Below are 23,136 nucleotides of genomic sequence, written 5' to 3'. Positions count from 1 at the left end.
GCTGACCCTATCTACTCGGCGGGGGTGCCGGACTCGGCCAGCGGCAGCACGTCGGCGTCGAAGCACGTGCGGGCCCCGGTGTGGCAGGCGGCGCCGACCTGGTCGACCTTCACCAGGACGGTGTCGGCGTCGCAGTCCAGGGCGACGGACTTCACGTGCTGGAAGTGGCCGGAGGTGTCTCCCTTGACCCAGTACTCGCTGCGGCTGCGGGACCAGTACGTGCACCGGCCGGTGGTGAGGGTGCGGTGCAGGGCCTCGTCGTCCATCCAGCCGAGCATGAGCACCTCTCCGGTGTCGTACTGCTGGGCGATGGCGGGGACCAGGCCGTCGGGGGACCGCTTCAGGCGGGCGGCGATGGCCGGGTCGAGGCTGCTGGACCGGGGGGTTGCGCTCATGGGGCCATTGTGCCGCCTGCGACCTCGCCGACTTCCATACTGTCCGCCTGCTGGGCAGCCGGGAGTGCCGCGCCGCAGGCCCCTTGTGAGGCTTTGGCCGTAGGCTGGCGGCATGTCTACCCATGCGAAGCGTGAACGACTGCTGCTGGCCGATCTGTTGGAGCAGGCGGGGCCGGACGCGCCGACCCTGTGCGAGGGCTGGCGGACGCGGGAGCTGGCCGCGCACGTGGTCGTGCGGGAGCGGCGGCCCGACGCGGCGGGCGGTCTGCTGCTGAACGTGCTCAAGACGCGGCTGGACCAGGCGATGGCGGAGTACACGGCCAAGCCGTACGAGGAGCTCATCCGGCTGATCAGGACGGGTCCGCCGAAGATGTCGGTCTACGCGCTGAAGCAGATCGACGAGGCGGCGAACGCGGTCGAGTTCTACGTGCACGCGGAGGACGTGCGGCGGGCGCAGCCGGACTGGAGCCCGCGGGAGCTGGACCCGGTGTTCGCGGACTCGCTGTGGGCCCGGCTGGAGAAGCTGGCCCGGCTGACCGGCCGGAAGTCGCCGGTGGGCCTGGTGCTGCGGCGGCCGGACGGCCGGACGGCGGTGGCGCACAAGGGCACGCCGGTGGTGACGGTGACCGGCGAGCCGGGCGAGCTGACGCTGTTCTGCTTCGGCCGCCAGGACGCGGCCCGCATCGAGCTGGACGGCGAGAAGACCGCGGTGGCCGAGCTGACCACGGCGAAGCTCGGCATCTGATCCGGGGCAGGTACGCGGCCCCGCCGCGAGCAGCCGGTACGCCGCCACCGCCGCCACCGCTGGTCCGCCGGCCCGTGGTACGCGGCCCCGCCGCGGCACCCTCCCCGAACCGGGGCGGGCTCCCTCTCCTCGAAGCTGCCGGGAGCCGGCCCGTGGTGTGTGGGGGAGGTGCTTGACGCGTCGTGGCAGGCTGGACCGGAGGCAGGCCCGGGCCTGGGGTGGCCGAAGGCCAGGGCGAAGCCCCTTGCCCCAGGGGTGGGCCTGCCGCTGGGCCTGCAGGCCACGACGGGTCAAGCACCGAGGGGACCCACACACCACGGGCCGGCGGACCGACAACGGGCCGGCTTCCGGCACCGCGTGGGCGGTAGGCGGGCCCGACGGACCGAAACCGGCCCGACCACGGCCCGACCACGGCCCGACCACGGCCCGACCGCGGCCCGACGGACCGAAACCGGCCCGACCACGGCCCGGCTCCCGGCACCGCGTGGGCAGTACGCCGCCCCTCCGCGCGCAGACCCTCAGGCGAAGGCCAGCTCCGCGCGGCGGACGGCGGGTGCCGAGGTGCCGACGATCGCACCGGCCATGCTGAGCAGCCCGCCCGCGAGGAAGACCGGCACGGTGCCGAAGAGTCCGGCGGCGAACCCGAAGACCGGGTAGGTCATCGGGGCCATGCCGACAGCGGTGAAGGCCATCACGGAACTGACCCGGCCCAGGTAGCGGGGGTCGGTCGCGCTCTGGATCAGGGCGACGGCCAGGCCGCCGCAGACCCCGCAGACCTGGCCGGTGACCAGGGCCAGCACCACGGCGGCGGGCAAGCTGGGGGTCAGCGCGAGCGCGCCTATGCCGGCCGAGCCGACGATGAGGGTGGCGTTCTGCACGGCCCCGGCCTTCGGCACCCGGGGGACGAGCGTGAGGATCAGGGCGCTGGAGGCCGCGCCCACGCCGAAGGCGCCGACGATCCAGCCGACTCCGGAGGGGCCCCAGTGGCGTTCCCCGGCGAGGAGGATCAGGCCGAGGGTGAGGGGCGCGGAGGTGCCGAGCTGGCTGAGCGCCCCGGAGACGACGAGCGGGCCTATCACCGGGTGCCGCCTGATGTAGGCCAGGCCCCGGCGCAGCTGCTGCCAGGGGGACTCAGCGGTCCCCCCGGCGCCGCCGCCACCCGCCCCCGCGTCCGGCAGCGGGCTGATGCGTACGGCCAGCAGCAGGACCAGTGAGACGGCGAACAGCGCGCCCGCCACCGCGAAGGCCGCGCCCGGTCCGGCCACGCCCAGGGCGAGGCCCGCCAGGGGCGGCCCCGCGGTGTGGCCGACGCGTTCCACGAGGTTGCGCATCCCCTGGACGCGGACCAGCTGGCCGGGGCCGGCGATGCGGGGCGGGAGGGCACCGACCGCCGGCATGAAGAGCGCGTCGACGGCGCCGAAGAGCAGGGCGACCAGGATGAGGGCCCCCGGGCCCGGGGTGCTCGTCCAGACGGCCGCGGCCACCGCCAGCACGACCGCGCAGCGCACGGCGTCGGAGGAGACCACGACCAGGCGGGGCCCGAAGCGGTCGGCGACCACTCCCCCGCCCAGCATCAGCAGGGCCCTCGGCACGGCTCCGGCGGCCATCACCACACCGGCCTCGGCGGGGCCGGCCGCGCGGGCCGCCGCCCAGCCCAGCGCGAGGAAGTACACCCCGTCGCCGATCAGCGAGGCGGCGTAAGCGAACAGCCAGCGCAGTACGTTCCCGTCGCGGTACGCGGCCTTCGGGCCCACCCGACCTCACCCCCCATTCGGTCTGGACCATATGAGGGGTGGTGGGGTGGTGCGGGCGGGCCCGGAAGCGAATTGCCGCGGCGCGGGGCGGCCGGTCAGCGGACCGGGTGGCCCGCCTCGCGGAGGCTGTCCTTGACCTGCGAGATCCGCAGGTCGCCGAAGTGGAACACCGAGGCGGCCAGCACCGCGTCGGCACCCGCCTCGATGGCCGGCGGGAAGTCCGCCAGCCGGCCGGCGCCGCCGGAGGCGATCACCGGGACGGTCACGTGCTTGCGCACGGCCGCGATCATCTCGATGTCGTAGCCGTCCTTGGTGCCGTCGGCGTCCATCGAGTTGAGCAGGATCTCGCCCGCGCCCAGCTCGGCGGCCCGGTGGGCCCACTCGACCGCGTCGATACCGGTGCCCTGGCGGCCGCCGTGGGTGGTGACCTCGAAGGACCCGGAAGGGGTACGGCGGGCGTCGACCGACAGGACGAGCACCTGCCGTCCGAAGCGCTCGGCGATCTCCTGGATCAGCTCCGGCCGGGCGATGGCCGCCGTGTTGACGCCCACCTTGTCCGCGCCGGCCCGCAGCAGCTTGTCCACGTCCTCCGCGGTGCGCACGCCGCCGCCCACGGTGAGCGGGATGAAGACCTGCTCGGCGGTGCGGCGCACCACGTCGTAGGTGGTCTCGCGGTTGCCGGAGGAGGCGGTGATGTCGAGGAAGGTCAGCTCGTCGGCGCCTTCGGCGTCGTAGAGCTTGGCCATCTCGACGGGGTCGCCCGCGTCGCGCAGGTTCTGGAAGTTGACGCCCTTCACGACCCGGCCGTTGTCGACGTCCAGGCAGGGGATGACGCGCACGGCCAGGGTCATGCCGCACCTCCTCGGTAGGCCTCGACCTCGACCTCGACGACCAGGTTGGGGTCGACGAGACCGGCGACGATCACCATCGTGCTGGCGGGGCGGGCGGCGTCGAAGAGCTCCTTGTGGGCGCGGCCCACCTCGTCGACGTCCCTCGCGTGGGTCAGGTACATGCGGGTCCTGACCACGTGCTCGGCGCCCAGCCCGACCTGGGCCAGGGCCTTCAGGGCCACGTTGAAGGAGTTGACCGTCTGCTCGTACGGGTTGCCGTAGCTGGCCGCACCGTCGACCACCGAGGTGCAGCCGGACACCAGCACCATGCCGTTGGGCAGCTCGACCGCACGGGAGTACGCGATCACGTCCTCCCAGGGGCCGCCGGAGGAGATGCGCTTGACCTCGGTCACCGGGACACCGCCTCCAGGGCCTCTTCCAGGGTGAACGCCTTGGCGTACAGGGCCTTGCCCACGATGGAGCCCTCGACGCCCAGCGGCACCAGCTCGGCGATGGCGCGCAGGTCGGCCAGCGAGGAGACGCCGCCGGAGGCGACGACGGGCCGGTCGGTGGCGGCGCAGACGTTCTTCAGCAGCTCCAGGTTGGGGCCGGTGAGCGTGCCGTCCTTGGCGATGTCGGTGACGACGTAGCGGGCGCAGCCCTCGGAGTCGAGGCGGGCGAGCGTCTCGTACAGGTCGCCGCCGTCGCTGGTCCAGCCGCGGCCCTTGAGGGTGGTGCCGCGCACGTCGAGGCCGATGGCGATCCGGTCGCCGTGCTCGGCGATGGCCTTGGCTGCCCACTCGGGGGTCTCCAGCGCGGCGGTGCCGAGGTTGACGCGGGTGCAGCCGGTGGCCAGGGCCTTGGCGAGCGAGGCGTCGTCGCGGATGCCGCCGGACAGCTCGACCTTGATGTCCATGGCGCGGGTGATCTCCGCGACCAGGTCGCGGTTGTCGCCGGTGCCGAAGGCGGCGTCGAGGTCGACCAGGTGGAGCCACTCGGCGCCCGCGGCCTGCCAGGCGAGGGCCGCCTGGAGCGGGGAGCCGTAGGAGGTCTCCGTGCCGGACTCGCCGTGGACGAGGCGGACGGCCTGGCCGTCGCGCACGTCGACGGCGGGGAGGAGTTCGAGCTTCTTCTCGGCCATCAGAGGGTGCCAATCCAGTTGGTGAGGAGCTGTGCTCCGGCGTCGCCCGACTTCTCGGGGTGGAACTGCGTGGCCCACAGGGCGCCGTTCTCCACGGCGGCGACGAAGGGCTCGCCGTGGGTGGCCCAGGTGACCTTGGGGGCGGTGATCCGCGGGTTGGTGACCTCCAGCGTCCACTCGCGCACCGCGTAGGAGTGCACGAAGTAGAAGCGGGCGTCGGCGTCGAGGCCGGCGAACAGCTCGCTGTCCGCGGGCGCGTCGACGGTGTTCCAGCCCATGTGCGGGACGACGGGGGCCTTGAGGGGCTCGACCGTGCCGGGCCACTCGTCGAGGCCCTCGGTCTCCACGCCGTGCTCGATGCCCCGCTCGAAGAGGATCTGCATGCCGACGCAGATGCCCATCACGGGGCGGCCGCCGGACAGCCGGCGGCCGACGATCCAGTCGCCGCGGGCGTCCTTGAGGCCCTGCATGCAGGCGGAGAAGGCGCCGACGCCGGGGACCAGGAGTCCGTCGGCGTCCATCGCCTTGTCGTAGTCGCGGGTGATCTCCACGTCGGCGCCGACGTGGGCCAGGGCCCGCTCGGCGGACCGGACGTTGCCGAAGCCGTAGTCGAAGACCACGACCTTCTTGCCGCTCTTCGCGCTCATTCCCAGATTCCTTGGATCCGCAGGACTCCGGCGAGCAGACACATCGCGGAGCCGATGGCCAGCAGCACGACGATGCCCCTGGGCATCTGCTGCTTCTGGAAGGAGTAGACGCCGCCGGCCAGGAAGAGGCCGACGACGATCAGGATGGTGGACAGGCCGGTCACGGTCAGAGGGCGCCCTTCGTGGAGGGCAGGATGCCGGCGGCGCGCGGGTCGCGCTCGGACGCGTAGCGCAGGGCCCGGGCCAGCGCCTTGAACTGGCACTCCACGATGTGGTGGGCGTTGCGGCCGTACGGGACGTGCACGTGCAGGGCGATCTGCGCCTGGGCCACGAAGGACTCCAGGATGTGCCGGGTCATCGTGGTGTCGTACTCGCCGATCATCGGCGCCATGTTCTCGGGCTCGGTGTGCACGAGGTACGGGCGGCCGGAGAGGTCGACGGTGACCTGGGCGAGGGACTCGTCCAGCGGCACGGTGCAGTTGCCGAAGCGGTAGATGCCGACCTTGTCGCCCAGTGCCTGCTTGAAGGCGGCGCCGAGGGCGAGGGCGGTGTCCTCGATGGTGTGGTGCGAGTCGATGTGCAGGTCGCCGTCGGTCTTGACCGTGAGGTCGAAGAGTCCGTGGCGGCCGAGCTGGTCGAGCATGTGGTCGTAGAAGCCCACGCCGGTGGAGACGTCGACCCTGCCGGTGCCGTCGAGGTCTATCTCGACGAGGACCGAGGTTTCCTTTGTGGTCCGTTCGACCCGTCCGATGCGGCTCATGCCTGCTGCTCCTTCTTCAGTGCGCGAACCGCTTCCAGGAACGCGTCGTTCTCCGCCGGGGTGCCCGCGGTCACCCGCAGCCACCCGGGTACTCCGTTGTCCCGGACCAGGACGCCCCGGTCGAGGATCCGCTGCCAGGCGGTGTGGGAGTCCTCGAACCTGCCGAACTGCACGAAGTTCGCGTCGGACTCGGTGACCTCGTAGCCGATCGCGCGCAGTTCGGCGACCAGCCGGTCCCGCTCGGCCTTGAGCTGCTCGACGTATCCGAGCAGGGTGTCGGTGTGCTCCAGGGCGGCCAGGGCCGTGGCCTGGGTGACGGCCGACAGGTGGTACGGCAGTCTCACCAGCTGGACGGCGTCGACCACGGCCGGGTGCGCGGCGAGGTAGCCCAGGCGCAGTCCGGCCGCGCCGAAGGCCTTGGACATGGTCCGGGAGACCACCAGGTTCGGCCGGCCCTCGATGAGGGGCAGCAGCGAGTCCCGGTGGCTGAACTCCACGTACGCCTCGTCCACGACCACCAGGGAGGGCTTGGCCGCCTGGGCCGCCTCGTAGAGGGCGAGGACCGTCTCGGCCTCGACCGCCGTGCCGGTGGGGTTGTTGGGCGAGGTGATGAAGACGACGTCCGGGGCGTGCTCGGCGATGGCCGCCACGGCCGCGTCGACGTCGATGGTGAAGTCGTCGCGGCGGGGGCCGGAGATCCAGCCGGTGCCGGTGCCGCGGGCGATCAGGCCGTGCATCGAGTACGAGGGCTCGAAGCCGATCGCGGTGCGGCCGGGGCCGCCGAAGGTCTGCAGCAGCTGCTGGATCACCTCGTTGGAGCCGTTGGCGGCCCAGACGTTCTCCTTGGCGACCGAGTGCTTCCCCGTGCGGGTGAGGTACTTCGCCAGCTCGGTGCGCAGCTCGACCGCGTCCCGGTCGGGGTAGCGGTTGAGGGTGCGGGCCGCCTCGGCGACGCGCTCGGCGATCCGGCGTACGAGCGGCTCGGGCAGCTCGTAGGGGTTCTCGTTGGTGTTCAGCTGGACGGGCACGTCGAGCTGCGGGGCGCCGTACGGGGACTTGCCGCGCAGTTCGTCCCTGATGGGGAGGTCGTCGATGCCGACGCCGTCGTACGAGGTCACTGGCCGGGCACCTTCCAGCCGCTGTGCTCGTTCGGTTCGGCTCCGCCGAAACGCGCCTTGAGGGCGGCGCCGTGCGCGGGGAGGTCCTCGGCCTCGGCCAGCGTCACCACGTGGTGGGTGACCTCGGCGAGGGCGTCGCGCGTGTAGTCGACGATGTGGATGCCGCGCAGGAAGGACTGCACGGACAGGCCGGAGGAGTGGCAGGCGCAGCCGCCGGTGGGCAGCACGTGGTTGGAGCCCGCGCAGTAGTCGCCCAGGGAGACCGGGGCCCACGGGCCGACGAAGATCGCGCCGGCGTTGCGGACCCGGGCGGCCCGGGCGGCGGCGTCGGCGGTCTGGATCTCCAGGTGCTCGGCGCCGTACGCGTCGACGACCTTCAGGCCGTCCTCCAGGTCGCGGACCAGCACGATGGCGGACTGCCTGCCGGCCAGCGCGGGCCTGATCCGGTCCTCGACGTGCCGGGTGGCTGCGACCTGCGGCTCCAGCTCCTTCTCGACGGCGGCCGCGAGCTCCTCGGAGTCCGTGACGAGCACGGCGGCGGCCAGCGGGTCGTGCTCGGCCTGGCTGATCAGGTCGGCGGCGACGTGCACCGGGTCGGCCGTCGCGTCGGCGAGGATCGCGATCTCGGTCGGGCCGGCCTCGGTGTCGATGCCGATGCGGCCGGTGAAGTAGCGCTTGGCGGCCGCGACCCAGATGTTGCCGGGGCCGGTGACCATGTTCGCGGGGGCGCACTCGTCCGTGCCGTACGCGAACATGGCGACGGCCTGGGCGCCGCCGGCGGCGTACACCTCGTCGACGCCGAGCAGCGCGCAGGCGGCCAGGATCGTCGGGTGCGGCAGGCCGTCGAACTCGGCCTGCGGCGGGGACGCGAGCGCGATGGACTCGACGCCCGCCTCCTGGGCCGGGACGACGTTCATCACGACGGACGACGGGTACACCGAGCGGCCGCCGGGCGCGTAGAGGCCCACGCGCTCGACGGGCACCCACTTCTCGGTGACGGTGCCGCCGGGGACGACCTGGGTGGTGTGCTCGGTGCGGCGCTGGTTGGCGTGGACGATGCGGGCGCGCCGGATGGACTCCTCCAGGGCGGCGCGTACGGCGGGGTCGAGCTCGGCCAGGGCCTTGGCGAGGGCCTCCGCGGGCACCCGGATGCGCTCCAGGGTGACTCCGTCGAACTTCTGCGCGTACTCGATCAGCGCCGCGGTGCCGCGATGATGCACGTCCTCGCAGATGGGCCGCACCTTGTCCAGGGCGGCTTCCACGTCGAACTCGGCACGGGGCAGCAGATCGCGCAGGGCTCCACCCTCGGGGAGGGCGTCGCCGCGCAGGTCGATACGAGAGATCACCCTCCGATTCTCTCAGACCGTCCACCTGCACCGGTCGTCCGTATCACTGGCTGATACACGCCCCGGACGTCACACCCTGCGGCTACCTTGCGGGAAAGGGGCCGACGGGGAACGGGGGGGCCGTGGTGGAGGAGACCCGCGCCGAGGGGGCGCCGGAGGATCTGACCGAGCCGGAGCTGCGGATGTGGCGGGCGTTCCGGACGGGCAGCGTGTGCGACCTCTCCGCGCACGCCGAGGACCTGGACGACCCGTTCGCCGACCGTGTGTGGGGACCGGAGCGGAGCGTGCGCGCCGAGGTCGTGGCGCTGCTGCTGCTCAGCGGGCCGCCGCCGGTGCCGGGCCGGGTGCACTCGTTCAAGCTGCGCGGCGCGCGGATCATGGGGCGGCTGGACCTGTCGGGCGGCTCGGTGGAGCCGTACGTGGAGCTCCAGTCCTGCCGGTTCGACAACGAGCTGCTGCTGCCGGAGGCGAAGTTCACCACGCTGCGGCTGGTGCGCTGCGCGGTGCCCCGGATCGAGGCGGCCCGGCTGCACACCGAGGGCGACCTGCACCTGCCGCGCTGCCGGGTGGCGCGCGGGATCCGGCTCACGGACGCGCAGATCGGCACGGACCTGCTGATCAGCCAGCTCGTGGTGCAGCGGGACCGGCGCGGCCGGGCGATCGCCGCGGACGGCATGTCGGTGGCGCAGGACTTCCAGGCCGAGATGCTGGAGGCGTACGGGGAGATCAGCCTGCGCGGTGCGAAGGTCGGCGTGTCGATGAGCCTGCGCGGGGCGAAGCTGCGCAACCCGTACGGCAGGCGCGCGCTGAACGCCCCGCAGCTGACCGTGGAGCGGACCCTGTACCTCACGTCGGTGGCGGTGGACTCGGAGTCCGGCTCCACTCCCCCGTACGGCATCAGCAACACGCCGGTGCGCGGGGCGCGGGTGCAGCGCTTCGACTGCCGGGGCGGGCTGCGGCTGGACGACGGCCGGTTCGGCGACGCGGTGGACTTCTACGGGGCGCGCTTCCTGCTGGCCTCCGACCAGGAGCTGTCGCTGCGCCGGATCCAGACGCCGGAGCTGCGGTTCGTCGGGGAGCGCCCGGAGCACGGGCGGGTGGTGCTGTCGGGGGCCAAGGTGGTGAAGCTGGTGGACACCTCGCTGAGCTGGCCCGGCCCCGGCGGCTTCGCGATGGACGGCTTCTCGTACGAGCACCTGGCGCCCCGCGGGCACTTCCCGCTGGTGCGGCGGCTGGAGTGGGTGGAGGCGGCGACGCCGGAGTACTCGCCGGAGCCGTACGAGCGGCTGGCGGCGGTGCTGCGCAACAGCGGGGAGGACGCGGACGCCCGGGAGGTGCTGCTGGCCAAGCAGCGCAGGCGGCGCGAGACGCTGCCGCTGGCGGCCAAGCTGTGGGGCTTCGTGCAGGACTGGACGGTGGCCTACGGCTACCGTCCGGGCCGGGCGGCGCTGTGGATGGCGGTGTTGTGGGCGGCGGGCGCGGTGGCGTTTTCGCGCCATGATCCGCCGGCCATCAAGCCCGACGAGCACCCGGAGTGGAACCCGGTGCTCTACGCCCTGGACCTCCTGCTGCCGGTGATCAACCTCGGGCAGGACGGGTACTGGCGGCTGGCGGGGACCTGGCAGTGGGTGGCGGCCGCGCTGGTGCTGTTGGGGTGGATCCTGGCGACCACCGTGGCGGCCGGGGCCTCGCGGCTGCTCAGGCGGGGGTGACGCGTGGGCCGTCCGGGCCATTACCCTGACGCTCGTGACCACCGTTCGCCTGCCGCTCTTCCCGCTGAACTCGGTGCTGTTCCCGGGGCTCGTCCTGCCCCTGAACGTGTTCGAGGAGCGCTATCGCGCCATGATGCGGGACCTGCTGAAGTCCGGTGACGACGAGCCGCGCCGGTTCGCCGTCGTCGCGATCCGCGACGGCCGCGAGGTGGCGCCGACGGCCCCCGGCCTGCCGGACCAGACCACGCTTCCGGAGAAGGGCCCGGCGGCCGGCTTCGGCGCCGACCCGCTCCAGGCCTTCCACCGGGTCGGCTGCATCGCTGACGCGGCCACCATCCGCGAGCGCGAGGACGGCAGCTTCGAGGTGCTGGCCACCGGCACCACCAGGGTGCGGCTGGTGTCCGTCGACGCGAGCGGCGCGTACCTGGTCGCCGAGCTGGAGGAGCTGCCGGAGGACCCGGGTGACGGGGCGGGCGCGCTCGCGGAGGGTGTGCTCCGCGCCTTCCGTACGTACCAGAAGCGGCTGGCGGGGGCCCGGGAGCGGTCCCTGGCGACGGCGGCGGAGCTGCCGGACGAGCCCTCGGTGGTGTCGTACCTGGTCGCGGCGGCCGCCGTGCTCGACATCCCGTCGAAGCAGCGGCTGCTCCAGGCGCCGGACACGGCGACCCGGCTGGCGGAGGAGCTGAAGCTGCTCCGGTCGGAGACGGCCGTGATCCGCCACCTGCCGTCGCTGCCGGCGGTGGACCTGACGCGGGCGCCGACGAGCCCGAACTGAGCGGGGACGGTCATACGGTCATGGCGAAGAAGACGAAGCAGGCGGCCGGTACCCCGGCCACGGTGGCGCTGGCGGCCGCCGGGACGGAGTTCACCGTGCACGCGTACGAGCACGACCCCGCGGTGGCCTCGTACGGCGACGAGGCCGCGGCCGCGATGGGCGTCTCCCCCGACCGGGTGTTCAAGACCCTGATCGCCGAGGTCGACGGCGCGCTCGCGGTGGCGGTCGTGCCGGTGGCGGGCTCCCTGGACCTGAAGGCCCTGGCCTCGGCGCTGGGCGCGAAGAAGGCCGTGATGGCGGACCCGGCCGCGGCCGAGCGGTCCTCGGGCTACGTGCGCGGGGGCATCTCGCCGCTGGGCCAGCGCCGGAAGCTGCCCACGGTGCTGGACTCGTCCGCCTCGGGGCACAGCACGATCTGCGTGTCGGCGGGGCGGCGCGGCCTGGAGGTCGAACTCGCGCCGGCCGACCTGGCGGCGCTCACGGGCGCGGTGCTGGCGCCGATCGGGCGCGGGTAGTCCCGGCCCCCTGCCCTGACGTACGGGTGAGCCCCCGACCGGCACTCCGGTCGGGGGCTCACCCGTACGGCGGTACGGCCGGCCTCGTCAGGACGAGGCCGGGGTGTCGCGCGGCGTGTCCCGCGGGCCGTGCACGTGGGGCGGCGGGTACTCGCCCGGCCAGGTGAGCTCGGGGGCGGGGTCGCGCGGGCCCCACATCGCCACGCACGCCAGGTGTACGGCCACCGCCGTCATCGGCCAGACCAGCAGCACCCCGTGGGCCAGCAGCTGGAGCGGTGCGTCGAACGGCACGCCCTTCCCGGCGGCCTTCGCGGCGGCGACCAGGTCCCGCGACGGGCCGAGCTGGATGCCCAGGCGCCAGCCCAGCAGCGCGGCCAGCACGGACCCGACGGCCAGGCCCACCACGACGGCCACCCCGCCGCGCCTGAGCAGCAGAAAGGCGAGCAGGCCGCTGAGCAGCCCGAAGCCGAGGGAGAGCAGGAAGAAGGTGCCGTCGGCGCCGATCCGGCCCTCGTTCTCGGTGTCGGCGAGGAAGACCGCCTCGCCGTTGGAGACGTACTGCACCCGGGGGGCCAGCCACGCCCACAGCAGCGCCAGCAGCGCTCCGGCGACGAAGACGGCCAGCGTGACCGCCGCGCCGTCCTTGAGGGACTGGGCCAGGGAGGGCGAGGTGGGCTGGTCCGGCTCCGGTTCGGCCGGATGGGCGGGCACGGTGTTCGCTTCGGTCACTCCGACATCGTGCCAGGTGACCGCCGTCCCCGCGTCAGCGGACCGCTGCCCGCCGGTACGCCCAGGTGGCGAGGGCCAGGGACACGACGCCCACGGCCCCGCACACGGCCAGGTCCAGCAGCACCACGGGCCAGTCGGGGTGCGGCGCGAAGGTACGGGCGAAGGCCTCCACCCCGTACGTGGAGGGCAGCAGGTCCCGCGCCCACACGATCACGGCGGGCATCCGCTCCGGCGGCAGCACGCCCAGCAGCAGCGCGGCCGACATGCCGAGCTGACCGGCCAGCGTGGCCAGCTCCTGGCGCGGTGCCAGCAGTCCGAGGGCGGCGCCGAGCCCGGCGAGGGCGGCGCCGGCCAGCGGCACGACGGCCGCCAGCACCCACAGCCCGCCCATCGGCAGCCCGAACAGCAGACAGCCGAACACGGCCGTCACCAGCGTCCCCGGCACGGTGAAGGAGGCGTACGCGGCGGCGGCGCCCAGCACCACGGAGGCCGGCGGCACCGGCAGCGTGGCGTAGTGGTCGAGCCCGCCGCCGGCCCGCAGCTGGCCGAAGTACTGGGCCAGCAGGTTCAGCGCGACGAAGGCCACGACCAGCACCGAGGAGCCGGCCACCACGGCGCGGGCCTCCGAGCCGCCGTCCACCACGCCCCGCATGAGGATCATGATCCCGACGGACTGGAAGGTCGCCACGAACAGCAGCGGGATCCGCGCCACCCGGGCCCGGGAGAGCTGCGCCCGGTACACGGCGGCGAGGGCGGGCAGCAGCCGGGCCCGCGGGGCGAGCAGTGCGGGTTCGGTCATGCCGGCGGGCGACGGTCCGGCCGCGTCGGTGGGCGCCGGCCCGGCGGCACCGCCGGGCACGGGCCCGGCAGCGCCGGTGGGTGCCGGTTCGGCGACACCGGTGGGTGCCGGTTCGGCAGCGCCCGTGCTCCTCGCGTCGAGAGCGGCCTCGGTCATGCCTTCACCAGCCCCTTCGTCCGCCCGCCAAGCGCGAGGTACACGTCCTCCAGGCTCGGCGTGGCGAGGGTGAAATCGTCCAGGGCCGCGAAGGCCGGTCCGCCGGTCACGGCGGCGACGGCCGCCCGTGCCTCGTCCGGACCCATCCGAAGCACCCACTTGCGCCCCGCCTCGGAGGCCAGCGGGCGCAGGGCGGCCACCTCCGGCACGTCCAGCGGCGGCACGGAGCGCCACACCAGTTCCAGCCGCACCTCGTCCGCGACGCGCGCCTTGAGGCCGGCCGGGGTGTCGCAGGCGATGACCCGGCCCCGGTCGACGACGGCGACCCGGTCCAGGACGGTCTCGGCCTCGATCACGTTGTGGGTGACCAGCAGCACCGTCGTGCCGCGCTCGGCACGCCGCCGGTCGACGGCGGACCACACGGCCCGCCGGGCCACCGGGTCCATGCCGGTCGTGGGCTCGTCCAGCACCAGCACCGGCCGCTCCCCGACGAGGGCGGTCGCGAAGCAGGCCAGCCGCCGCTGCCCGCCGGACAGCTTCTTCAGGGGCCGGCCGGCGATCTCGGTCAGGGCCAGTTCGGTGAGGACGGCGTCCCGCTCGGCCCGCGCCTCGCGGGCGCCGAGCCCGCGCAGCCGGGCGGTGGTCTCCACCGCCAGCGACACGGTCAGCTCGTCCAGGGCCGTGGACTCCTGGCCCAGGTAGGCCAGCAGCCGGGAGGCCCGCTCGGGGTGGCGCACGAGGTCGTGGCCCAGCAGTTCGACACTGCCGGAATCGGGGCGCAGCAGGCCGGTCAGCTGGCGTACGAGCGTGGACTTGCCGGCGCCGTTGGGGCCGAGCAGCCCGAAGACCTCGCCGCCGCGCACCTCCAGCGAGATGCCGTCGGTGGCCCGTACCTCGGGCATGGCGGGCGTGCCCCGCCCGCCGCGCAGTGCGGGGTACGTCTTGACCAGGTCGCGCACCACGCAGACGGTCCCCGAGCCCCCCGGTGTCCCCGTGGAGGGGGTCCGATCGCCCTGTTCCGCCTGTGCCGTGCCCGTGCTCACGAGGGAGCAGCCTACGGGGTTGCCCCGCTCCCCACGCCGTCGGGGCGCGCCTTGGGGTGCTCCGGTGGCACGCACGCGGTCGTCCGGACGTCGCCGATGTTGTCGAGGAACGTGTACCAGGCGCCCGGCGGCTGGGCCGCTTCCCCGCCGGGGCGGGTGCCGGACGGACCGGCCGGGGGTAACGCCGCCGGGGTGCGGTCGCCGGAGGCAGTGCCGCCGGCGTGTCCGCCGCGCTCGCCGCTGGGTCGGCTTCGGATCCCTCAGTCATGTGGAAGCCCCGCGAGGCCGTAGCGCGTGCCGGACTGGCTCCGCATGCTGGCAGCCGCGCGGGCGGCGGGCCAGGGGCCGGCGGGAGCTGCCGGCGGAGCCTCCCGGTTACTCCGCGACCGGGGCCGGCGGGGCCGTGGCCGTGGCCGTCATGTGCTCCGCGGCAGCGCGCACGTCGATCTCGCGCCAGAAGCCGGCCCTGATCGCGTAGCGGTCGTGCTCGTCGATCTGGTCGTCCTTGTGGGCGAGGAGGCCGAAACGGGCGGCGTAGCGCAGCAGTTCGCCGTCGATCCGGTGCGGGATGCGCGGGTAGAGGGTCGCGAGCTTCTGGAGGTGGACGCTCTCGGGGAGGCGTTCCATCCAGCGCCGGGCGAAGACCTGGCCCACCTCGAACGGGTCGCCGCCGACCGTGGTGATGTCCTCCTCCCGGTCGGCCCACCGCTGCTCGGCGGAGGTGAGCTGGGCGAGGGTGGGCAGGGAGGCGGTCTCGGCGGGCTCGCCGAGGGGGCCGCCGCGCTCGATCCACCCCTTGTCGGAGGACCAGCGCAGGGTGGCCGTGCCGCCGGCGGGCGCGGGCTGCTGCCCTCCGGGCCCCGGGGCCGGCGCCCGCAGGCCGGCGAGGTCCTTGGGGGTGGGTACGGGCCGCCCGCCGGCCGGGGCGGGTACGGGCGCCCCTGCGCCGTCGTGGCCGCCGTCGGCGGGGGCTCCGGCGCCCGGCCCGGCGGGGCCGGGGACGCCCGTACCGGACAGGCCGGGGACGCCGGGGCCGGGGACTCCCGTACCGGACAGGCCGGCCCCCGGGACGCCCGCACCCGGGACGCCCGCACCCGGCAGGCCGGAGCCGAGGCCCGGGCCGGGGAGGCCGGTTGCGCCCGTGAGGACCGGCGGGCCGCCCAGACCGGTCTCCGGGCGGCCGACGGCCACCGCGTTCCTGGCGGCCTCGGCGAGGGCCGCCTCCGGGAGCGGGGCGGAGAGGATGGCGGCGATCTCGGGACCCGGCGCCGGTGCGGGAGCGCAGATGCCGGTGGTCTCCTTGGCCCGGACGGCCCGGGTGATCCACGCCCGGTCCAGGACGCGCCGCTCGTCGGCCTCGGCGACCAGGTCCTCCGACTGGTTGTAGTCGCCGTCGGCCGCCTGCACCGCCCAGAGGTGGACGGCCACGCCGTGTTCCTTGGCGGACATCAGCCCCGGCAGCAGGTCGCCGTCGCCGGTCACCAGCACCACGTCCGAGCAGGCGCGGTTTCTGGCCAGCTCGGTGAGCTCGGCGTGCATGGCGGCGTCGACGCCCTTCTGGGCCCAGCGGCCGTCGCTCCGGGTCAGGGCGCCCAGCCGGACGGTGACCCGGGGCATCACGCGCAGTCGCCGGTGCTCGGGCTGCGGCACCCGGTCGGGCGCGCCGTCGAACCAGTAGATGCGGAGCAGGGGGCGTTCGGTGTCGGCCTCGGCCCGCTCCCGCAGGCCCTGGATCAGGGCGGCGTGGTCGACGGTGATCCGGGAGCGCGAGGGCTCCCCTGCGAGGAGACTCGCGGCGGCGCCCAGCAGGTAGCCGGCGTCCACCAGGACGACGCAGCGGTCCACGCGTTCCACCCTCTTCCATGAGAGCACTGCTTCCCGGAGTTTTCCCCGAGTCTGCCCGAGAGCAAGGGGGTTGACGGCCGGAACTCGATCATCGGCGTGGCGGATCCCACGGTTCCACCGACTACGCACAGTAAAGATCCAAAATGCGTGGGTTATGGGGGTGTGTGAGTGTGAAGGCGGCCCTGGCCCCTAGACCCCCACAGGAGGCTTCACCATGGCCAAGAACAAGAACCGCCAGCAGCCCTCCAAGCAGCAGGCCCGGTCGTCCCAGCAGGAGCAGAGCAGGGGCGCCCAGGAGTCCGTCTCCGAGCCCGCGTCCTCGGCCCCGAGCCCGATGGACATGGCCCGGAAGGGCAGGCAGAAGCGGTTCGGCCACAACTGACGCCCCCGCTGAAGTGACGCGAAGGGCGCGCCCGGAGGCCCCGGGCGCGCCCTTCGGCGTGTGCGCCCGGGCGTACGCGAATTCGGCGTGTACACAACCGCCGAATGGTCGTACCGGATGACTAACGGACCGCCGGTGCGTGGAACGGATGGCCGCGGCCGCATCTCCCGGCCCCCTCCCCCTCCCGACACCGAGGTGAACGATGAGCCCCACCCCCACCGGTCCCGCCCGCCGTACCAGGAAGGTCGCCGCGGCCAAGAGCGCCGACGCCGCCGCGAAGACCACCCCGAAGACCCCCGCGAAGACCTCCGCCAGGGCGGGGACGAAGTCCGCCCCGCGCCGCGGGGCCGCCGCCGCGGCCAACGCCGTCGTCGGGGCCGGCGAGTACCGGTCGGGACCGGTCGCCGGCATCGCGCTGGTCTCCGGCCGGACCTTCGAGGACAAGGGCGTCCCGTACGCCGATGTCGACGGGATGGCGGTGTTCGAGGGCGACATCGTCCTCGGCACCGTGCAGGAGCTGGAGAACCCGGCCTCCTCGGACACCGGGATGGTGCTCCACTCGTTGGGGATCACCGGTGAACGGTTCCGATGGCCCGACGCCACCGTCCCGTACGAGATCGACCGCACCCTCCCGAACCCCCAGCGCGTCACCGACGCCATCGCGCACTGGGAGAACCACACCCGGATCCGGTTCGTCCCGCGTACGCCGGCCCACCAGGACTACGTACGCTTCGTCCCGGGCGACGGCTGCACCTCGAACGTGGGACGCCAGGGCGGCAGGCAGCACATCACCCTGGGCAGCGGCTGCAGCACGGGCAACGCCATCCACGAGATCGGCCACGCGGTGGGCCTCTGGCACGAGCAGAGCCGCGAGGACCGCGACCAGTTCGTCAAGATCGTGTTCGCGAACATCGACCCGGCGATGCAGTTCAACTTCCTGAAGCAGATCTCCGACGGGGACGACCTCGGGCCCTACGACTACGGCTCGATCATGCACTACCGGCCCACGGCCTTCGCGATCGACGAGTCCCAGCCGACCATCATCGCCAAGCAGCCGCTGCCCCCGGGCGTGGTCATGGGCCAGCGCAACGGCCTGTCCCAGGGCGACATCGACGGCGTGCACGCGATGTACCCGGAGCCGGCCAACGCCGTCAAGACCCCCCTGGCGGACCCCGCGGGCCCGACGCTCCCGACCGGCAAGTCCCTCTACAAGGACCCCATCGTGGACCTGAAGGGCTCCGGCAAGGACCCGATCAAGGACCCCGTCCACGACGTCAAGATCCCCGTGCTGGAGGGCATGGCCCCGCTCGGCGTCCCCTTCGTCCTCGCCACCCCGCACCAGGCGCCCACCGTGAACGGCGGGCAGGGCGACGGGCTGGCGGAGCAGGTGCGCCAGCTCACCCAGGTCGTGGCGCTGCTGCAGCAGAACCTGGCGACCGCCGTGAACAGCCAGCAGGCCCTCGCGGCGCAGCTGGGCTCGCTGCTGGTCGGCGCCGGACCGGCCCGATGATCCTGGTCGTCGCCTACGACGAGGACCACGCCCTCGGGGTCATCCGCCGGCTGGAGGCGGCCGGCCGCGAGGTGGTCCGCATCGACCTGGCCGACTTCCCCGCCCGCGGCGCGATCACCATCGACTACGCCGCGGGCGGGGAGCCCGCCCACCTGCTGACGCCGCCCACGGGACACGTCCGGCTCGACCGGTGCCGGGTCGCGTGGTGGCGGCGGGTGCGGCCGTTCACCGTCGACCGGGCCGTGGGGGCGCCGCGGGACCAGTTGTTCGCGGCCGGTGAGACGGGCCAGGCGCTGCACGGCCTGCTGCACTCGCTCGACTGCACCTGGGTCAACCCGCCCGCGCTGGACTCCATGGCGCACCACAAGCCGTACCAGTGGGCGGTGGCCCGCCGGGTCGGGCTGACGCTGCCCCGCACCCTGGTCACCAACGAGCCGGAGCGGGCGCGCCGGTTCATCGGGGAGGTGGGAGTCGGACGGACCGTCTTCAAGGCCTTCGTCGCCGCGACGGAGGACGCGTGGCGGGAGACCCGGCTGGTGAAGGCGGAGTACCTGGACCGGCTGGACGCCGTGCGCCTCGCTCCGGTGATCTTCCAGGAGTTCGTGCCCGGGGCCGACCTGCGGGTGACCGTGGTCGGCGACCGCGTCTTCGCCGCGGAGATCGACGCCTCGGCCACCAGCTACCCCGTCGACATGCGGATGGTGGTCGGCGAGGCCACGGTGAAGCCGGTGGCACTGCCCGCCTCCGTCACCCGAGCGCTGCTGCGTCTGATGCGGGCCCTCGGCCTGGTGTACGGGGCCGTGGACCTGCGCCGGCGCCCCGACGGGCAGTACGTGTTCTTCGAGGTGAACCCGGCGGGACAGTGGCTGTTCGTGGAGGAGCGGACGGGCCTGCCCATCACGGCAGAGGTGGCGTCCCTGCTGTCCCGGCTCGACGACCGGGGTGAGCCGGCGGAGGCCGCACGGCCGGCGGCGGGGCGTGCGGCATGAGCGAGACCGTACGGGGCTTCGTGGCCCTCCCGCCGGACGCGCCGTCGGTGGTGGCGGCCCGGGTGCTGGTGGAGGTGCGGGACGTCTCCCTGGCCGACGCGCCCTCCACGGTGGTCGGCGCCCAGGTCCAGACGGACGTCCCGCTGTCGCCGGACGGCCGCATCGCCTTCGGCGTGGACGTCGCCGCGCTGGACCCCGCGGCCTCCTACGGGCTGCGGGTCCACGTCGACCTCTCGGGCACCGGCCTCCTGGAGGCCGGTGATCTGATCAACACCGAGGCGGTCCCGGTCGTCGCCGGGTCCGGGCAGGAGCTGGTCGCTCCGGTGGACGGGATCTGAGCCTCCCGGCCCCCGTGGGCGGGGGCCGGGACGGCCGGCCGGCCGCCGCTAGCCGGCCAGGCAGGACGGGCCGAGCAGGACCTTCAGGTCGCCGAAGAGGGCGGGGTCGGGCTGGACCCGGTGCCGGTCGAGCCGGAGCACCGTGGTCGTGCGGGGGCCCTGGAGCTTGATCCGCACCTCGGTGTTGCCCTTGTGGTGGCGGAGGATCTCGCCCAGGCGGGTCACCATCGGCGGGGTGACCTTGAGCGCCGGGATGGTCAGCACCACGGGTGCGTTGGTGCCGGCGGACGAGAGGTCCGGGACCATCAGCTCCATGGCGACCAGCCGGGGCACGTCCTCGCGCTTGTCGAGGCGGCCCTTGACGAAGACCACGGCGTCCTCGACCAGCTGGGTGGACACCAGCTGGTAGGTGGCCGGGAAGAACATGCACTCGATGGAGCCGGCCAGGTCCTCGACGGTGGCGATGGCCCAGGCGTTGCCCTGCTTGGTCATCTTGCGCTGGAGGCCGGAGATGATGCCGCCGATGGTGACGACCGCGCCGTCCGCGTGCTCGCCGCCGGTGAGCTGGGAGATGCCGGCGTCCGTCTTGTCGGAGAGGACGTGCTCCAGGCCGAACAGCGGGTGGTCGGAGACGTACAGGCCGAGCATCTCGCGCTCCTGGGCGAGCAGGTAGGACTTCTCCCACTCCACGTCCGAGAACTCGACGTCCAGGCCGAAGCCCGGCTCGCTGCTGTCCTCGTCGCCCATGCCGCCGAAGAGGTCGAACTGCCCCTCGGCCTCCTTGCGCTTGACCGCCACCACGTTGTCGATCATCGGCTCGTGGTGGGCGACCAGGCCCTTGCGGGTGTGGCCCATCTCGTCGAAGGCACCGGCCTTGATCAGCGACTCGACGGTGCGCTTGTTGCAGACCACGGCCTCGACCTTGTCGAGGAAGTCCGGGAAGGAGACGTACTTCCCCTTGGACTTGCGGGTCTTGATGATCGAGTCCACGACGTTCTGGCCGACGTTCCGGACGGCGGTGAGGCCGAAGAGGATCACGTCGTCGCCCTGGGCGGCGAAATTCGACTCCGACTCGTTCACGTTCGGCGGGAGCACCTTGATGCCCATGCGGCGGCACTCGTTCAGGTAGATCGCGGACTTGTCCTTGTCGTCCTTGACCGAGGTGAGCAGGCCGGCCATGTACTCGGCCGGGTGGTTGGCCTTGAGGTACGCGGTCCAGTAGGAGACCAGTCCGTACGCGGCCGAGTGGGCCTTGTTGAACGCGTAGCCGGCGAAGGGGACCAGCACGTCCCAGAGGGCCTGGATGGCCTCGTCGCTGTAGCCGTTCTTCCGGGCGCCGGCCTGGAAGATCGTGAAGTTCTTCGCCAGCTCCTCGGGCTTCTTCTTGCCCATGACGCGGCGGAGGATGTCGGCCTCGCCGAGCGAGTACCCGGCGATGATCTGGGCGGCCTTCTGCACCTGCTCCTGGTAGACGATCAGGCCGTAGGTGACCGCGAGCACCTCTTCGAGCGGCTTCTCCAGCTCGGGGTGGATCGGGGTGATCTCCTGCTGCTTGTTCTTGCGCAGCGCGTAGTTCGTGTGCGAGTTCATGCCCATCGGGCCCGGCCGGTACAGGGCGGACACGGCGGAGATGTCTTCGAAGTTGTCGGGCTTCATCAGCCGCAGCAGGGACCGCATGGGCCCGCCGTCGAACTGGAAGACGCCGAGGGTGTCACCGCGCTGGAGCAGCTCGAAGGTCTTGGGGTCGTCGAGCGGGAGGGCCAGGAGGTCGATGTCGATCCCCTTGTTGGCCTTCACCATCTTGACGGCGTCGTCCATGATCGTGAGGTTGCGCAGGCCGAGGAAGTCCATCTTCAGCAGGCCGAGCGACTCGCAGCTCGGGTAGTCCCACTGGGTGATGGTGACGCCGTCGGTGTGCCGCACCCAGACGGGTACGTGGTCTGTGATCGTCTCGCTGGACATGATCACGCCGGCCGCGTGCACACCCATCTGGCGGACCAGGCCCTCGACGCCCATGGCGGTGTCGATGACCTTCTTCACGTCCGGCTCGTTCTCGTACATCCCGCGGATCTCGCCGGCCTCGCCGTAGCGGGGGTGCTTGGGGTCGAGGATGCCGGAGAGCGGGATGCCCTTGCCGAGGACGTCGGCGGGCATGGCCTTGGTGAGGCGGTCGCCCATGGCGTACGGGTAGCCGAGGACGCGGGCGGAGTCCTTGATCGCGTTCTTGGCCTTGATGGTGCCGTACGTGCCGATCATGGCGACCTTGTCGGCGCCGTACTTCTCCGTCACGTACCTGATCACCTCGACGCGCCTGCGCTCGTCGAAGTCGATGTCGACATCGGGCATCGAGATGCGCTCGGGGTTGAGGAAGCGCTCGAAGATCAGGCCGTGCGGGATGGGGTCGAGGTCGGTGATGCCCATGGCGTACGCGACGATCGAGCCGGCGGCGGAGCCTCGGCCGGGGCCCACCGCGATGCCCTGGTTCTTGGCCCACATGATGAAGTCGGCGACCACGAGGAAGTAGCCCGGGAAGCCCATCGAGATGATCGTGTCCATCTCGTACTCGACCTGCTTCATGCGGTCCTCGGGGATGCCGTTCGGGAACCGGCGGTGCATGCCCCGCATGGTCTCCTCGCGGAACCAGGTGACCTCGGTGTAGCCCTCCGGGATGTCGAACTTCGGCATCAGGTTCCGGAACTTGAACATGCCCTCGGTGTCGATCTGGTCCGCGACCAGCCGGGTGTTGGCGCACCCCTCCTGCCAGGCGTCCGAGGAGTCGATGGCGTACATCTCCTCCGTGGACTTCAGGTAGTAGCCGGAGCCGTCGAAGCGGAAGCGGTCCGGGTCGGAGAGGTTCTTGCCGGTCTGGATGCAGAGCAGGGCGTCGTGGGCGGCCGCCTCGCTGGCGTAGGTGTAGTGCGAGTCGTTGGTGACCAGCGGGGGGATGCCGAGCTTCTTGCCGATCTCCAGCAGGCCGTCGCGGACCCGGCGCTCGATCTCGATGCCGTGGTCCATCAGCTCCAGGAAGTACCGGTCCTTGCCGAAGATGTCCTGGTACTCGGAGGCCGACTTCAGGGCCTCGTCGAACTGGCCGAGGCGGAGGCGGGTCTGCAGCTCGCCGGAGGGGCAGCCGGTGGAGGCGATCAGGCCCTCCGACCACTGGCTGATGGTCTCCTTGTCCATCCGCGGCCACTTGGTCAGCCAGCCCTCGGCGTACGCGTCGGAGGACAGCCGGAAGAGGTTGTGCAGGCCGGTGGCGTTCGCCGCCCAGATCGTCTTGTGCGTGTAACCGCCGGAGCCGGAGACGTCGTCCCGCTTCTGGTGCGGCTGGCCCCACTGGATCCTGCGCTTGTTGCGCCGGGACTCGGGGGCGACGTACGCCTCGATGCCGATGATCGGGGTGATTTCGGCCTTCTGGGCGGTGTGGAAGAAGTCGTAGGCGCCATGGAGGTTGCCGTGGTCGGACATGGCGATGTGTGTCATGCCCATGTCCTTGCAGGCGGCGAACATGTCCTTGAGCCGCGCGGCACCGTCCAGCAGCGAGTACTGAGTGTGTACGTGCAGGTGCGTGAACGGCGTCTTGGCCACGGCGCTGGACCTCCGGAGA

Annotated in this window: 23 protein-coding genes; 8 read left to right on the top strand and 15 right to left on the bottom strand. The window is 72.9% G+C overall.

Annotated features, from left to right (window positions below):
- Positions 1-11: 11 nt before the first annotated feature.
- Complete coding sequence (gene hisI, locus ACIF6F_RS02160) at positions 12-395, bottom strand: phosphoribosyl-AMP cyclohydrolase (RefSeq protein ID WP_399939908.1); 384 nt, start codon at positions 393-395, stop codon at positions 12-14.
- Between the two features lie 112 nt (positions 396-507).
- Here hisI and ACIF6F_RS02155 point away from each other — a divergent pair, with 112 nt between their 5' ends.
- On the top strand, positions 508-1,140 hold the full coding sequence (locus tag ACIF6F_RS02155; RefSeq protein WP_399939906.1) for a TIGR03085 family metal-binding protein: 633 nt from the start codon (positions 508-510) through the stop codon (positions 1,138-1,140).
- A 518-nt stretch (positions 1,141-1,658) separates the two neighbouring features.
- Here the strand turns inward: ACIF6F_RS02155 and ACIF6F_RS02150 are convergent.
- From ACIF6F_RS02150 to hisD, 9 genes are all read right to left on the bottom strand, one after another.
- Positions 1,659-2,894: an MFS transporter gene (locus tag ACIF6F_RS02150; protein ID WP_399939903.1), complete on the bottom strand. Its 1,236-nt coding sequence runs from the start codon at positions 2,892-2,894 to the stop codon at positions 1,659-1,661.
- Between the two features lie 95 nt (positions 2,895-2,989).
- A complete protein-coding gene (gene hisF, locus ACIF6F_RS02145) occupies positions 2,990-3,745 on the bottom strand; it encodes an imidazole glycerol phosphate synthase subunit HisF (protein ID WP_399939901.1) in 756 nt (251 codons plus the stop codon).
- On the bottom strand, positions 3,742-4,137 hold the full coding sequence (locus ACIF6F_RS02140) for a RidA family protein (RefSeq protein ID WP_399939898.1): 396 nt from the start codon (positions 4,135-4,137) through the stop codon (positions 3,742-3,744). The genes hisF and ACIF6F_RS02140 overlap by 4 nt, the downstream gene beginning before the upstream one ends.
- A complete protein-coding gene (priA, locus tag ACIF6F_RS02135) occupies positions 4,134-4,865 on the bottom strand; it encodes a bifunctional 1-(5-phosphoribosyl)-5-((5-phosphoribosylamino)methylideneamino)imidazole-4-carboxamide isomerase/phosphoribosylanthranilate isomerase PriA (RefSeq protein ID WP_399939895.1) in 732 nt (243 codons plus the stop codon). Before priA ends, ACIF6F_RS02140 begins: the two co-directional genes overlap by 4 nt.
- Positions 4,865-5,512 (bottom strand): imidazole glycerol phosphate synthase subunit HisH, encoded by a 648-nt coding sequence (gene hisH / locus ACIF6F_RS02130; RefSeq protein WP_399939892.1) that lies wholly within the window; start codon positions 5,510-5,512, stop codon positions 4,865-4,867. Before hisH ends, priA begins: the two co-directional genes overlap by 1 nt.
- The gene (locus ACIF6F_RS02125) at positions 5,509-5,676 is read right to left on the bottom strand and encodes a hypothetical protein (RefSeq protein WP_399939889.1); all 168 of its coding nucleotides are present in this window, start codon (positions 5,674-5,676) and stop codon (positions 5,509-5,511) included. The genes hisH and ACIF6F_RS02125 overlap by 4 nt, the downstream gene beginning before the upstream one ends.
- Before the next feature lie 2 nt (positions 5,677-5,678).
- Positions 5,679-6,272 (bottom strand): imidazoleglycerol-phosphate dehydratase HisB, encoded by a 594-nt coding sequence (gene hisB, locus ACIF6F_RS02120; protein WP_399939886.1) that lies wholly within the window; start codon positions 6,270-6,272, stop codon positions 5,679-5,681.
- Positions 6,269-7,390: a histidinol-phosphate transaminase gene (locus ACIF6F_RS02115; RefSeq protein ID WP_399939884.1), complete on the bottom strand. Its 1,122-nt coding sequence runs from the start codon at positions 7,388-7,390 to the stop codon at positions 6,269-6,271. Before ACIF6F_RS02115 ends, hisB begins: the two co-directional genes overlap by 4 nt.
- The gene (gene hisD, locus ACIF6F_RS02110; protein ID WP_399939881.1) at positions 7,387-8,736 is read right to left on the bottom strand and encodes a histidinol dehydrogenase; all 1,350 of its coding nucleotides are present in this window, start codon (positions 8,734-8,736) and stop codon (positions 7,387-7,389) included. Before hisD ends, ACIF6F_RS02115 begins: the two co-directional genes overlap by 4 nt.
- 182 nt (positions 8,737-8,918) lie before the next feature.
- Here hisD and ACIF6F_RS02105 point away from each other — a divergent pair, with 182 nt between their 5' ends.
- The 3 genes from ACIF6F_RS02105 to ybaK are packed head-to-tail and all read left to right on the top strand — an operon-like array spanning position 8,919 to position 11,738.
- On the top strand, positions 8,919-10,448 hold the full coding sequence (locus ACIF6F_RS02105) for an oxidoreductase (protein WP_399940531.1): 1,530 nt from the start codon (positions 8,919-8,921) through the stop codon (positions 10,446-10,448).
- A gap of 34 nt (positions 10,449-10,482) precedes the next feature.
- Positions 10,483-11,223 carry an LON peptidase substrate-binding domain-containing protein gene (locus ACIF6F_RS02100; protein WP_399939878.1) on the top strand — a complete coding sequence of 247 codons (741 nt, stop codon included), beginning with the start codon at positions 10,483-10,485 and terminating at the stop codon, positions 11,221-11,223.
- Between the two features lie 20 nt (positions 11,224-11,243).
- Positions 11,244-11,738, top strand: a complete 495-nt coding sequence (ybaK, locus tag ACIF6F_RS02095) for a Cys-tRNA(Pro) deacylase (protein ID WP_399939876.1) — start codon at positions 11,244-11,246, stop codon at positions 11,736-11,738.
- 87 nt (positions 11,739-11,825) lie between these two features.
- Here ybaK and ACIF6F_RS02090 read toward each other — a convergent pair whose 3' ends face one another.
- From ACIF6F_RS02090 to ACIF6F_RS02075, 4 genes are all read right to left on the bottom strand, one after another.
- The gene (locus tag ACIF6F_RS02090) at positions 11,826-12,467 is read right to left on the bottom strand and encodes a hypothetical protein (protein ID WP_399939873.1); all 642 of its coding nucleotides are present in this window, start codon (positions 12,465-12,467) and stop codon (positions 11,826-11,828) included.
- 34 nt (positions 12,468-12,501) lie between these two features.
- On the bottom strand, positions 12,502-13,266 hold the full coding sequence (locus ACIF6F_RS02085; RefSeq protein ID WP_399940529.1) for an ABC transporter permease: 765 nt from the start codon (positions 13,264-13,266) through the stop codon (positions 12,502-12,504).
- Positions 13,267-13,418: 152 nt separating this feature from the next.
- Positions 13,419-14,465: an ABC transporter ATP-binding protein gene (locus tag ACIF6F_RS02080; protein ID WP_399939870.1), complete on the bottom strand. Its 1,047-nt coding sequence runs from the start codon at positions 14,463-14,465 to the stop codon at positions 13,419-13,421.
- Between the two features lie 375 nt (positions 14,466-14,840).
- Complete coding sequence (locus ACIF6F_RS02075) at positions 14,841-16,310, bottom strand: NYN domain-containing protein (RefSeq protein ID WP_399939867.1); 1,470 nt, start codon at positions 16,308-16,310, stop codon at positions 14,841-14,843.
- Between the two features lie 214 nt (positions 16,311-16,524).
- On the opposite strand from ACIF6F_RS02075, the gene ACIF6F_RS02070 reads away from it, so the two are divergent.
- From ACIF6F_RS02070 to ACIF6F_RS02055, 4 genes are all read left to right on the top strand, one after another.
- Positions 16,525-16,692 (top strand): hypothetical protein, encoded by a 168-nt coding sequence (locus ACIF6F_RS02070; RefSeq protein WP_399939864.1) that lies wholly within the window; start codon positions 16,525-16,527, stop codon positions 16,690-16,692.
- 202 nt (positions 16,693-16,894) lie between these two features.
- Positions 16,895-18,202: a M12 family metallopeptidase gene (locus ACIF6F_RS02065; RefSeq protein ID WP_399939862.1), complete on the top strand. Its 1,308-nt coding sequence runs from the start codon at positions 16,895-16,897 to the stop codon at positions 18,200-18,202.
- Positions 18,199-19,191, top strand: a complete 993-nt coding sequence (locus tag ACIF6F_RS02060; protein ID WP_399939859.1) for an MvdC/MvdD family ATP grasp protein — start codon at positions 18,199-18,201, stop codon at positions 19,189-19,191. The genes ACIF6F_RS02065 and ACIF6F_RS02060 overlap by 4 nt, the downstream gene beginning before the upstream one ends.
- Positions 19,188-19,529 carry a YbaY family lipoprotein gene (locus ACIF6F_RS02055; protein ID WP_399939857.1) on the top strand — a complete coding sequence of 114 codons (342 nt, stop codon included), beginning with the start codon at positions 19,188-19,190 and terminating at the stop codon, positions 19,527-19,529. Before ACIF6F_RS02060 ends, ACIF6F_RS02055 begins: the two co-directional genes overlap by 4 nt.
- Positions 19,530-19,577: 48 nt before the next feature.
- Here the strand turns inward: ACIF6F_RS02055 and dnaE are convergent, their stop codons facing one another.
- Positions 19,578-23,117: a DNA polymerase III subunit alpha gene (dnaE, locus tag ACIF6F_RS02050; protein ID WP_399939855.1), complete on the bottom strand. Its 3,540-nt coding sequence runs from the start codon at positions 23,115-23,117 to the stop codon at positions 19,578-19,580.
- Positions 23,118-23,136 lie beyond the last annotated feature (19 nt).

This window comes from Streptomyces sp. NPDC086023, from assembly GCF_044540325.1.
GTDB lineage: Bacteria > Actinomycetota > Actinomycetes > Streptomycetales > Streptomycetaceae > Streptomyces.
This window is presented reverse-complemented; position numbering and strand designations above follow the sequence as displayed.